7 protein-coding genes are annotated in these 13,552 nt (G+C 42.9%); all 7 read right to left on the reverse strand.

Annotated elements, in window-relative coordinates; genetic code table 11:
* Window positions 1-17 precede the first annotated feature (17 nt).
* Window positions 18-2,462 (reverse strand): replication restart helicase PriA, encoded by a 2,445-nt coding sequence (gene priA / locus ACH3Z1_RS15665; RefSeq protein WP_490822952.1) that lies wholly within the window; start codon window positions 2,460-2,462, stop codon window positions 18-20.
* Window positions 2,463-2,483: 21 nt separating this feature from the next.
* Window positions 2,484-3,242 (reverse strand): lysophospholipid acyltransferase family protein, encoded by a 759-nt coding sequence (locus ACH3Z1_RS15670; RefSeq protein ID WP_490822953.1) that lies wholly within the window; start codon window positions 3,240-3,242, stop codon window positions 2,484-2,486.
* Window positions 3,243-3,321: 79 nt separating this feature from the next.
* Window positions 3,322-4,350, reverse strand: coding sequence for an outer membrane beta-barrel protein (locus ACH3Z1_RS15675; RefSeq protein WP_490822955.1), 1,029 nt, complete (start codon window positions 4,348-4,350; stop codon window positions 3,322-3,324).
* A gap of 195 nt (window positions 4,351-4,545) precedes the next feature.
* Window positions 4,546-5,934, reverse strand: coding sequence for an ammonium transporter (locus ACH3Z1_RS15680; RefSeq protein ID WP_490822957.1), 1,389 nt, complete (start codon window positions 5,932-5,934; stop codon window positions 4,546-4,548).
* 230 nt (window positions 5,935-6,164) lie between these two features.
* Window positions 6,165-7,637: a glutamate synthase subunit beta gene (locus ACH3Z1_RS15685; protein WP_490822958.1), complete on the reverse strand. Its 1,473-nt coding sequence runs from the start codon at window positions 7,635-7,637 to the stop codon at window positions 6,165-6,167.
* Window positions 7,638-7,689: 52 nt separating this feature from the next.
* Window positions 7,690-12,210 carry a glutamate synthase large subunit gene (gene gltB / locus ACH3Z1_RS15690; RefSeq protein ID WP_490822959.1) on the reverse strand — a complete coding sequence of 1,507 codons (4,521 nt, stop codon included), beginning with the start codon at window positions 12,208-12,210 and terminating at the stop codon, window positions 7,690-7,692.
* A gap of 307 nt (window positions 12,211-12,517) precedes the next feature.
* Window positions 12,518-13,339: a 4-(cytidine 5'-diphospho)-2-C-methyl-D-erythritol kinase gene (gene ispE, locus ACH3Z1_RS15695; protein ID WP_490822960.1), complete on the reverse strand. Its 822-nt coding sequence runs from the start codon at window positions 13,337-13,339 to the stop codon at window positions 12,518-12,520.
* Window positions 13,340-13,552 lie beyond the last annotated feature (213 nt).

The following is a 13,552-nucleotide window of genomic DNA, read 5'->3' on the forward strand; positions in this document are numbered from 1 at the left end:
AGTTTTCCCCCGTAAACTTAAAGTGGATCAACATTTACAATAACCCTGACTGAACTGTATCGCTTGTTGGACTGGATAATCGCTGTTTGTTGCATGATCATATGTTTACAATGGCCAATCCGTTGCATGTCTTTGGGTAGTTTGATCAATAATTCCCAAAGATATTGGTTTCTGATCCTGTCTATCACAGGTTGGGCCGGTCCGCTGATTTCCTTAGGAAAATGTGGAGAAAGCCCACCCATCATAATATTCGCTGCTTCTTCGGCAATGTGTTTCTCTTTGTGTTTGAATACCAGTTGAATGATTCTTGTAAAAGGAGGGTAGTTGAATTCTTTCCTGTTCAGCATTTCATAACGATACAGTGCATCATACTGGTGTTGTTGTACAAAAGATAGTACGGGGTGTAAAGTATTACTTACCTGTATCAGCACTTTTCCAAGGTCATTTTTTCTTCCTGCTCTTCCGCTGACCTGCTCCATCAACTGAAATGCTTTTTCATTCACCCGGAAATCGGTAAAACCCAGAATGCCATCAGCATCAATAATACCTACCAGGTTTACGTGGTCAAAATCAAGCCCTTTTACTACCATTTGTGTGCCGACCAGTATATCGAGTCTTCTTTGTTCAAATAGTTTGATCAGTGCATCATGATCATTTTTTCCTTTTACGCTGTCGTAATCCATTCTTGCGATTCGTGCATCCGGGAAATGTTCGTTCAGCAACTCTTCAATCTGCTCTGTTCCAAAATTCTTTTGGGTAAAATCATGACTGCCACAGGCTGCACAGGTATTGATGACAGGGTAATGTGTGCCGCAATAATGACAGGTAAGTTTGTTTTTGAATTTATGATAGGTAAGTGTTACATCGCAGTTCTGGCATTGTGGTATCCACCCGCAGGTATTGCAGATCTGATAGGGCGCATAACCTCTTCTGTTCTGAAACAGAATAACCTGCTTCTGTTGTTCGAGCGATAGTTTAATGGCTTCGAGTAAGGGTTCGGTAAAAGCAATCTTTCCTTTCTGCTGGTATTTTTTAACATCAATGAGTTCTATGGTGGGTAGCTGTGCATCACCAAATCGTTCTGTTAAACGAACCAGCCCATATTTATCCTGCTCACAGTTGAAATAACTTTCAATAGATGGTGTAGCACTACCCAATAAAACTTTGGCGTGGAAGAGGCTGGCATAATATACCGCCGCATCTCTTGCATGATAACGCGGGGCAGGATCCTGCTGTTTGTAAGAGTTGTCGTGTTCTTCGTCAGCAATAATCAGCGAAAGGTTTTTAAATGGCAGGAATAAAGCAGACCTGGCACCCAATACAATTTTTATTTCTCCTGTTTTTACTTTGTTCCATATTTCCACTCTTTCATTGGCGTTGAATTTGGAGTGATAGATGGCAATCTGTCCTCCAAAATACGCCTGTAATCTTCTGATGATTTGTGCAGTTAAGGCAATCTCGGGTAACATGTATAAAACCTGTTGTCCTTTATCTAACTGCTCCTGCATCAGTTGGGTATAAATCTGTGTTTTACCACTGGCTGTTACACCATGCAAGAGACAAACCTGTTTTGTTTGAAAAACAGTATGGATAGATTGTAAAGCCATTTCCTGGGCAGGAGAGAGTGTGAAACTGAGATGACTGTTTTTTTGTCCTAACTGTATACGATCGGTACTTCTTTTTTCAGCGATCAAAATACCTTTGTCAACCAGCCCTTTGAGCTGGGCAGCACTGGCATTGGCCTTTTTCAATAATTCAGGCTGAATAACGGTGCCTTCTGTTTTCTGCAGGTGAAGAAAAGCCAGCAGGAGTTCCATTTGTTTGGGTGCTTTGCTCCAGTTATTCAGTAATTCGGCAAGTTGGTCTTCATTTTTAAAACTGGGATGTAGTTCTATATAGGTCTGCTTTTTTTCCGCATATTTTTCTTTCAGTTCTTCCCACACATAGCAGACTTCTTTTTCAATCAGTTTTTTTACTACGGGATATACATGCGTAACATCCAGTAAATCCTGCACTTCGCTGATACGAAGTTCTTTTTTCATTTCAAGTGCTTCTGCAACAATGTATTCATTATCTGATAAGTCACTGAAGTTGACGGATCTTTCTTCATTCCAGATTAAAATACTTTCACTCGATAATTTCAGGTTGGCAGGAACGGCAGCCTGCATTACTTCTCCTTCGCTACTCATATAATATCCCGCCATCCATTCCCATAATTTTAATTGTGCAGGATACAGAATAGGTTCCTGGTCGAGGATGTTGATGATATCGCGGGGATTGAATGCTTCCGGTTTATCAGTAAATATTTTTTTGATGATGCCTGCATATTTTTTTCTTCCGCCCAGCATTACTTCTACACGAATACCGGGTTGCACCTGCTCGCGAAAGCGTTCAGGAATGGCCCAGGTGTAATTTTTGGGCAAGGCAAGAGGTATAATAATTTCTGCAAACAAATGATTCATCAATTTGATCAAAAATAAGACTTAGGCAACGGAATAGTTGCGGTAACGTCGCAGACCTGCATCCATTATGTCATATACCTTTTGTTTTAAGGAAGAAATATCTTTTGATGTTAATCCTTCAACAGGTATTTCCTCCAGGTAAACCACCCGGTTTTTGCCTGGTGTTAGTGAAAAGATACTGTTATAGTGAAGCCGGTCAAGTGTGTCGATAAGTAAAACCGGTTTGATAGGGGTTTCTGTTTCGATGGCAATACGGAATGCACCATCAAAAAATTCTTTCAGTGGCATCGGCCCCATATTAAATGTACCCTCGGGGAAAATAAAAATAGAAATACCATGTTTAAGTGCGGCTTTCAGTGCGCGTACACTTTTTGATCTTGTTTCAGCATTTTTTCTGTCAACCAACACCACTGCTGCACGGTATATCCAGCCGAATACCGGGATTTTTACCATTTCATATTTACCCAGTATACGGATGGGCTGGTGAGCAATCAATACCAGGGGAGGGATATCCATATAAGAAATATGGTTGGCCACGAAAATATATTGACGGGTACTGTCGTGCGGCGATTCGAAAATTTCTTGATGCCTGATGCCGATAAGCCAGTACCAGCATTGCGCCCAGCACATACAGAGTTGATAGATGAGGTTGCCACCTGTGATTTTACCGAATGCCAATGCTATTAATACAAAAGGAAAAACGATCAGCATGATTAGTACAAACAGTAGAAAAGCATACACACAATACAGCACTTGAACGGCTTTCAGCAAGGGATTCATAAACCGAACTTAAAGAAAAAAACCGATCAGCCTCAGGCCAACCGGTTTTATTTCCTCATGTGTGCTATTGTTCAAACCATTAAAATTTATATACTGCTGCCAGCATAAACGCTGCCGAAGTTTTGGTACCAGTAGATGAAGCACCTTTAAAGAATACGGCCTGTTGTGAATTGTCGATCCTGAATTCAGGTATGATGGTCAGGTTGTCTGCCTTCAGGTTGGCCGATAGTGTAGTGGCAAACATTTTACCGCCCACACCAATCGGGGTTAGTTCGCGATCATCGAAATAGTCCTGTCTCAGCGTAAAACCAAGTGCTGAAGTTGGGTCGTAATTCAAGTACAGAGCATGGCTTTTCCAGCTTGATGAACTGCCACCTGTTGAATAAGATTGCAGACTACCATCGTAGCTAAGACCCCATTTGTCGGCAAGTGCACCTGTTACCACTAAATTATACTGAGTAATACCGGAACCGCCCTGGAAATTGAAGTAAGCTTTCACTTTATCATTATTGGTGGCGGTGCTGAATTGCGCCAGGAAGAATTTAGCAGAGGAAGTAGTGGTAGAATAGTCGGTTGGATTTGAAACGCCGATCATCATGGCGCTTTTACCACCGAGTGAAATATCGGCTTTGATACCGGTATGAAAGAACGGGCCGTATGAGAATCCGTACGACATGCTGTAGTTTCTGTTACCGGGAGCATCTACCAGTTCATATCCCACATGTGTGGCCCATTTACCCATGGTGAATTTCACTTTATCGGAAGCTGCATAGGTAAGGTACATCTGTTTTACGGCAGCCAGGGAGCCAACATCATTGTAGGAAAACTCCTGTGCCCTGCGGCCAAAACCAATATCGGCTGTGGCGGTTACTTTACCAATGGTATGGTCTACTTTAAAAGAAGCCATACCCAGTTCAAAAGAATTCTGGGAATTGGTAAAGCTGGTGAAATTGTTGGTTTTACCGGGTGCATCCGAAAAACCATAACGATAATAGGCATCAACTGATCCGGAAAATGTGGTGGTTGATTTTTTGGTGGAATCGGATTGTGCATTCAACAAAAGAAAGCTGAATAGCAGGCATGAAAGGGTGAAAATTTTCTTTAACATTGCAGAAGGTTTTATGATTAACAAATAGGTACAGCCGGTAAACCTGGTCAGAGGTATATCATATGGCTGTACCTTATTTTTATAATACGAAATAAGGAATAGGAAAACAAGCAATAAGGTTCAAGAAGCAGGGTTCAAGATTCAAGGAACAGGGGGTTCTTGAACCTTGTTCCTTGAATCTTGTTGCTTAACCATTTATTCGACGATAGCGCTTTCTTTTAATACGCCATTGTTTTCTACGAGTAATGTACCCTGAACATATTTTTCATTGTGCTGGGTAGCATCCAGTCCAAGTAATTCTTCTTCCGAGCTTACGCGCATAGGCAGGATGAAATTGATGAATTTAAAAATGCCAAAAGAAACCACAAAGCTGTAAGCCACAACTATGCCGAGGGCTTTTAACTGCGTGAAGAAGAAAGTGGCATTGCCATAGAAAAGGCCGTCGGCACCTGCGCTGTTCACGGTTTTGGTAGCAAAAATACCAGTGAGTAACATGCCTACCATACCGCCAATACCATGACAGGGAAATACATCCAGTGTATCATCGAGTTTTGATTTCGACTTGTAATACACGGCAATATTTGAAACAATGGCAGCAATAACGCCCACGAAAATAGATTGAGGGATGGCAACAAAACCGGCGGCTGGTGTAATGGCCACGAGACCAACTACAGCGCCGATACAGAATCCGAGTACAGAAGGTTTTTTTCCTCTCAGTACATCAAAGAACATCCAGGATAAGCCGGCGGCAGCAGCAGCGGTATTGGTGGTAGCGAAAGCTGAAACAGCCAGTGAACCGGCACCAACGGCTGAACCTGCATTAAAGCCAAACCAGCCAAACCAGAGTAATCCGGTGCCAATCAGTACATAAGGAATATTGGCAGGTGGAATTTCTTTTTGCTCCATATGGGTCTGTCTGCGTTTTAAAACAAGTGCACCAGCTAAAGCGGCACAACCTGCGGAAATATGTACAACAGTACCACCTGCGAAGTCAAGTGCGCCCATTTTGAACAGGAAGCCTTCCGGATGCCAGGTCCAGTGTGCAATGGGTGCATATACCAGTAAGCTGAAGAGGGCAATGAAAAGAATATAAGACGTGAATTTGATACGCTCTGCAACTGCACCTACTACCAGACCTGGTGTAATAATGGCAAACATCAGTTGAAAAAGCGCGAATAATGTAATAGGGATGGTGGGGGCCAGGCTCCAGGGGGCGCCTGAGTTAATGCCTTTAAAGAATAGATGGGTAGTGGGATTACCGATAAACCCACCAATGGATTCACCAAAACAAAGACTATACCCAACAAAAACCCAAAGAATGCTTACTACACCGGTAGCCACTACGCTCTTAATCATGGTGGAGATCACGTTTTTGCGATGAACCATACCGCCATAAAAAAAAGCCAGTCCAGGTGTCATCAAAAAAACAAGGGCAGTGGCAACGATGATCCAGGTGATATCAGCAGCACTATAGGCGCCGGCTTCATCGGCAAAATTGGGTAGGGAAGGAACAAACAGCGCAGCAATAGCAACAGCTAATAAGGCAATAAAGGGGGCTGCCTGCTGGAAGGTCAATTTTTTCATGCTAAGGATTTTGATTAATGTTATAAAATATTTTAATAAATATTTATAATTCAATAATACTAATAATTTTTAGTAAAATCTAAAGATTTATTAACATTTTATATTTTATAATTCATTTTTATTAACTGGAGAAAATGCATTATAAATCTAATAACTTATTGATTTTTAATACAAAAAAGCCTGTTCGCTTAATTGAACAGGCTTTTGAAAATAATAAATGTAAAAAATAATTATGTATTTACAAGATAGCTTTGATCCTTGGATTCGAGTACAGATGAACCCATTAGGTACTGGTCAACCCTTCTGGCGCATTCTCTGCCTTCACTAATAGCCCATACTACCAGCGATTGTCCTCTTCTCATATCGCCAGCGGTGAAAATTTTAGGGATATTGGTCTGGAACTTCTTTTCATCGGCCCTTACATTCCCTCTTTCATCCAGTTCTACACCCAGTTCATGAATCAATCCTTCATGCTGCGGGTGTACAAATCCCATGGCCAACAGAGCCAGTTCACAGGGTATTTCTCTTTCAGAACCGGGTATCTCTTCGAAACCGGCTGGTTTATCGCTACTAGAAGCCTTCCATTGGAGGTCAACTATTTGCAAGGCTTTCAGGTAACCTTGTTCATCACCCAGAAATGCTTTTGTGGCCACTGCCCATTCTCTGTTAACCCCTTCCTCATGTGAAGAAGTGGTTTTGAGTGTCATAGGATAGGTAGGCCAGGGCATCTGAATGGTTCTTTGTTCCGGAGGTTTGGGTAATAATTCGAGTTGCGATACAGAAAAAGCGCCCTGTCTGTTAGAAGTACCCACGCAATCGCTGCCCGTATCGCCACCGCCAATGACAACCACGTTTTTCGCGGTGGCAAAAATATCGACGGTAGTTACAGGTTCATTCGATACCCGCTGGTTTTGCTGTTTTAAAAAATCCATCGCAAAATGAACGCCATTTAATGTTCTGCCCGGTATATCCAGGTTACGGGGAACGGTAGAGCCTCCCGCCAGTACAATGGCCTGGAACTCCCTTAGCAGGTCATTGATCCCAATATTTACACCTACGTTGGCATTACATTTAAAGACTACACCCTCTTTTTCCATCAACTGAATCCTTCTTTCGACTACCCATTTTTCCAGTTTGAAATCGGGAATGCCATACCTTAACAAGCCACCCGGGAATGCATCTCTTTCAAAAACGGTAACATGGTGTCCTGCATAATTCAGCTGCGCGGCAGCGGCTAAACCAGCCGGACCTGAACCTACTACGGCAATTTTTTTACCGGTACGAACATTCGGTGTGCGTGGTTGTACAAAACCTTTATCGAATGCAATCTCAATAATATGTTTTTCAATTTCTTCAATGGTAACGGGAGGCTGGTTGATGCCTAATACACAAGCACTTTCGCAGGGGGCCGGACAAATTCTTCCGGTGAATTCCGGGAAATTATTGGTGGCACTTAAAAGTTCATATGCTTCTTCCCAGTTCTGGCGATAGACGGCGTCGTTGAATTCGGGAATGATATTTCCCAGCGGGCAGCCGCTATGACAAAACGGTACGCCGCAATTCATGCAGCGGGCTGCCTGCTGGTGGAGGGTTTCGTCTGGCAGACGATCCACAAATTCTTTATAATCTTTAAGACGCTCTTCTGGTTTTCTCTTTCCGGGAAGACTGCGTGTGAATTCAAGAAATCCGGTTGGTTTGCCCATAAACAAATTGTTTTACTGATACGCAATGTTGTTTGCTTATAGCAAATAGCCATTAGCTATAAGCCATTTGCTCCTTCTGCTTTAAAACTTTTTTATAGTCGCTTGGGAACACTTTGATAAAATTCTTTGTCTGGTTTTCAAAATCATCGAGTATGAATTTTGCCACCGTACTGCCTGTATAAGCATAATGTTTGCTGATCATGTCATGCAGGAAGCTGATATCATTTGCTTCCAATGGATCCAGCTCTACCATTTCTGTATTACATCTTTCAGCAAATAATCCGCTGGTATTATAGATATAAGCGATGCCGCCACTCATACCTGCTGCAAAATTTCTTCCGGTATCGCCCAGTATCACGGCTCTTCCTCCTGTCATGTATTCGCAACCATGATCGCCCACGCCTTCTACCACTACATTGGCACCAGAATTTCTGACTGCAAAACGTTCACCCGCTTTTCCGCGAATAAAAGCTTCACCCGATGTAGCACCATACAATGCCACATTGCCAATGATGATATTTTCTTCCGGAACAAAGCTGGCCTGTTTGTGCGGGTACACAATAAGTCTCGCGCCACTCAGTCCTTTACCAAAATAATCATTGGCATCACCTTCGAGTTCGAGTGTAATACCTCTTGTATTAAAAGCACCAAAACTTTGTCCGGCAGTACCGGTAAAATTGAAATGAATGGTATCATCCGGTAATCCTTCTGCGCGGTAACGTTTGGTGATTTCATTGGAGAGGATCGTACCTGCTGTACGATCGGTATTTTTAATGGGAAGAGAAGCGCTGATGCGTTCCTTTCTTTCCAGTGCAGGTGCTGCTGCCTGTAATAGTTTCCAGTCAAGCACATCACTCAATCCATGATCCTGCTCTTCCTGCTGGTATAGTCCGGTGTACAATGATTCAGGCTCTTTATACAATACCGCCGAGAGATCCAGTTTTTCATATTTCCAGTGAGAAATATTGTCACGCATTTCCAATGCATCCACCTGACCAACCATTTCATGAATGGTTTTGTAGCCCAGTTCCGCCATGATTTCTCTCAATTCCTGTGTAATGAATTTGAAAAAGTTAACCACATGGTCAGGGTCGCCTGCAAATCTTTTTCTCAATTCGGGGTCTTGCGTGGCAACACCTACCGGACATGTATTGAGATGGCATTTGCGCATCATGATACATCCTTCAACAATTAATGCTGCCGTTGCAACGCCCCATTCTTCTGCGCCCAGTAAAGTAGCAATGGCGATATCGCGACCGGTTTTCATTTGTCCGTCGGCCTGTACTACAATTCTGCTTCTCAGTTTATTTTTAACCAGTGTCTGGTGTGTTTCTGCCAGGCCAAGTTCCCAAGGCAAGCCCGCATGTTTAATGGAGCTGATGGGAGAAGCCCCCGTACCACCATCATGTCCTGAAATTAACACCACATCTGCTTTTGCTTTGGCAACACCTGCGGCAATGGTTCCTACACCGGCTTTGGAAACCAGTTTTACATTGATACGTGCAGCACGATTGGCATTCTTCAAATCGAAAATCAATTGAGCAAGATCTTCAATCGAATAAATATCATGGTGAGGTGGTGGAGAGATGAGTCCAACGCCGGGTGTGGCGTGTCTTGTTTTGCCGATCCACTCATCTACTTTATGTCCGGGTAATTGTCCGCCCTCACCAGGTTTTGCGCCCTGTGCCATTTTAATCTGCAATTCATCGGCTTCTGTAAGGTATAAACTGGTAACACCAAATCTGGCAGATGCTACCTGTTTAATAGAAGAGCGCATCGAATCGCCATTGGTAAGAGGGGTGTATCTGATTTCATCTTCACCACCTTCTCCTGTATTGCTTTTACCGCCAAGCCTGTTCATGGCAATGGCCAGTGTGGTATGTGCTTCCCATGAAATAGACCCGAACGACATAGCACCTGTGGCAAATCTTTTATAGATGGCTTCGGCCGGTTCTACTTCATCGATGGAAATAGATGGTCGGTTTCTTTTGAACTGAAATAAGCTGCGCAAAGTGCAGGCTTTTTCAGACTGGTCGTTGATGAGTTTTGAATATTTTTTGAAAGTAGTATAGTCATTTGTTTTGGTGGCATGCTGTAACAAATGAATCGTTTGTGGATTGAAGAGATGAAATTCTCCTTTTCTTTTCCACTGGTACACGCCGCCTACAGGTAAACGATCAACCGGTATTTCTTTTTTACCAAAGGCAAAATAATGTTTGGCCAAAGTTTCTTTGGCTATTTCATCCAATCCCATGCCTTCGATCCTGGAAGTGGCACCGGTGAAATAAAGATCCACTACTTTTTTATTCAACCCAATGATTTCAAATATCTGTGCACCCTGATACGATTGCAAAGTGGAGATGCCCATTTTTGAAAACACTTTCAACAGACCTTCATTCACAGCTTTGACATAATTCTTTTTCAGGTAGTCAACATCCAGTTCTGTTTTCAGTTTGTTACTGAGTTTCATGTCGCGGATGGAAGAGAGGGCGAGGTAAGGGTTGATGGCGGTGGCACCAAATGCAATGAGACAGGCGAAATGATGCACTTCCCAAACATCACCAGCTTCTACAATAATACCCACCTGTCCGCGATACCCTTTTCTGATCAGGTGATGATGTACTGCAGCAGTTGCCAGTAAGGAAGGCATCGGTGCATGGTCTGAATCAATGGCGCGATCGGTTAGTATAATCACTTCAAAGCCATCTTCCACAGCATCCACAGCATACCTGCAAAGCCTGTCTAAGCCTGCTTTTAAAGAACCTGGTTTTCCATCTGCGCGGAAATAAGTTTGTAATGTTTTAGCCTGAAAAATACCGGTATCAATACTGCGGATTTTTTCCAGTTCATGGTTATTGAGTACAGGTTGTTTGAGTGCCACACTATGACAGGCCAGTGGATCTTCCACCAATAAATTACCATTGCTTCCTGCAAAAGTGGCCAGCGACATCACCATGCGTTCACGGATAGGGTCAATGGGTGGATTGGTAACCTGTGCAAAGAGTTGTTTGAAATAACTGCTCAGGTGCTGTGGTTGATCACTGAGAACGGCCAATGGTGTATCGGTACCCATGGAACCGATGGGTTCTTTTCCATCCAATGCCATAGGTGCAATAATGGTATCCAGGTCTTCTGTTGAATAACCAAATGCTTTCTGGTATTTGAATACCTGGTCATGTTCCAGGTGTGTGAACATAACACGTGGTTCGGGTAATTCTTCGAGCCTGATTTTATATTTATTCAGCCAGTCTGCATAAGGTTTTTGAGAACAGATTTGTTGTTTCAGCTCCTCATCGCTGATGATGCGCCCCTGCTCCATGTCAACCACAAACATTTTACCGGGCTGTAATCTTCCTTTTTCCTTGATGATAGCCGGATCGATAGGTAACACACCTGTTTCAGATGCCATGATTACACGATCATCTTCTGTCACACAATAGCGTGAAGGACGTAAACCATTTCTGTCGAGTGTGGCCCCAATGATTTTTCCGTCTGTAAAAGAAATAGAAGCGGGGCCATCCCAGGGTTCCATCATACAGGCATGGTATTCATAGAATGCTTTTTTAACAGCATCCATGTCTTCGTTGCCATCCCATGCTTCCGGTATCAGCATCATCATTACATGTGGCAATGAACGGCCTGTAAGCGTCAGTAATTCGATCATATTATCGAGACAGGCAGAATCTGATTGTCCATTGGTAACAATCGGTAATAGCATTTCCATTTCTTCTTTACTGAAGAAAGGAGAAGTGAAGCCTTTTTCACTGGTACGTAACCAGTTCAGGTTGCCCTGTAAAGTATTGATCTCGCCATTGTGTGCGATGTAACGGAAGGGTTGTGCCAGTTTCCAGGAGGGAAAAGTATTGGTGGCAAATCGGGAATGAACCAATCCGAATGCAGATACCACTCTTTTGTCGCTCAGGTCGGGGAAATAACCTCTTACCTGTGTACTGGTGAGTTGCCCCTTGTATACAATGGTTTTATAAGAAAGCGAAGCGAGGTAAAAACCAATTTCATCTTTCTTGACGGTATTTTGAATGGTGTGTGATGCATAATTGCGCAGCACAAATAATTTTCTTTCAAACTCATCAGGCTGGGTAATATGATCCGGACAGGCAATAAATACCTGCTCCATGACAGGCTCAACGGAGAGTGCTGTTTTGCCGATGTCTTTTGTGTTAACGGGTACTTTTCTGTAACAGAGAATGTCGAGGCCGAGTTTTTCTGCAGAGCGATTGAAAATATCGCGGCACTCTTCACGCAGTCTTAGTTCTTTGGGAAAGAAAATTACGCCAACGCCATATTTACCAAAAGAGGGAAGATGAACACCCTGTTTAATGCATTCATCAAAGAAGAATTCATGGGGTACCTGTATCATGATACCTGCGCCATCACCGGTATTGCTTTCGCATCCACAGGCGCCACGATGTTCCATGTTTTCCAGCACGGTTAAAGCATCCGTAATGTGCTGGTGCGATTTACTACCCTTGATATTTGCTACGAACCCAATGCCACATGCATCATGTTCAAAGCTCGGGTCATACAAACCCTGGCTGTTTTTTGAAACAAGCATTTGCAACCGAATTAAAGTTCAGGAAATAGAATGGCAGGCAATCGGTACTAAATTAATCAAAAAAATGAAGATTTTAAAATAAGTTATTCAATCAATGTGAATAGTAATTGATAATTATTCAATATTATCTTCAAATATGCGAATATTGTTCAATTTTAAAACTAACGTTTGTTTCTTTATGTCGAATCGTCAATATGCCTGGCAACCAACAGCGGAGAGGATGCAAGAGAAACAGGAGTAGGGCTGAATATCCAACATTCAACTTCGACATTCGATATTCGACATTGCTCTGTTCTTCTGTTGCTATCTAGCTTTGGTAAATAAAATAATGATCAGGAAAATCAAAAGAAGGGTGGGCATTTTTGGAAAAGATACCAAACACAGTACTGCCCGTACCTGTCATGGCAGCGTATACCGCAGCCTGTTGATACAATTGATCCTTGATGGCTTCTATCTCCGGATACGCTTTCATCACCGGGGCTTCAAAATCATTAATTAATTGTTCTCTCCATGTTTCAACAGGTTGTTGAACAATATCCTTACAATGATGGGCAGGAGAGGCAGGTTGTATCTGCGAGAAGGCCCATCCGGTTGGTACATGAATTCCCGGGTTGATTAATACCAACTGGTATGCTGAAAGATCAACTGAACTATGTTCGAGCGTTTCTCCTCTTCCTGTGGCATAACAGGCTTTGTTGATGATGAAAAACGGACAATCACTGCCTAATTGCAATGCATAATCAATCAGTTGTTTTTCACTCAATCCCAATCCGAATTGGTTGTTCAGCATGTTAAGAGCAAAAGCACCATCAGCACTGCCGCCACCTAACCCTGCACCCATTGGGATTACTTTGTGTAAGTGCATCTGTATGGCAGGCAGTTGGGGAAAATCTTTTTTGAGTAAGTGGTAGGCTTTGCTGCAAAGGTTATGAGCAGTATCACCTGCAATTTCCAGTCCGGTATGTGTAAAATTCAGCGCAGCTTCTCCGGTGCTGCCATGCACAGTTTCCAACGCATCCCTCAATCCAGTAACCGGATAAAAAACAGTTTCCAGGTCATGAAATCCATCCGCTCTTTTTCGAATGATGTTCAAACCCAGGTTGATTTTTGCATTCGGAAAGGAGAGCATGGGGGATGGTGAATGATGAATGGTGAATCGTGAAATAAGTAAAAAGTCAAAAATAAAAATCAAAAAAAGCGAGGATGATACAATAAACGAACATGCTGCTCATTGTCTCTTACCGACATCCGACATCCGACATCCGACATCCGACATCCGACATCCGACATCCGACATCCGACATCCGACATCCGACATCCGACATCCGACATCCGACATCCG

It is taken from the genome of Sediminibacterium sp. FW305-C-49 (assembly GCF_058231085.1).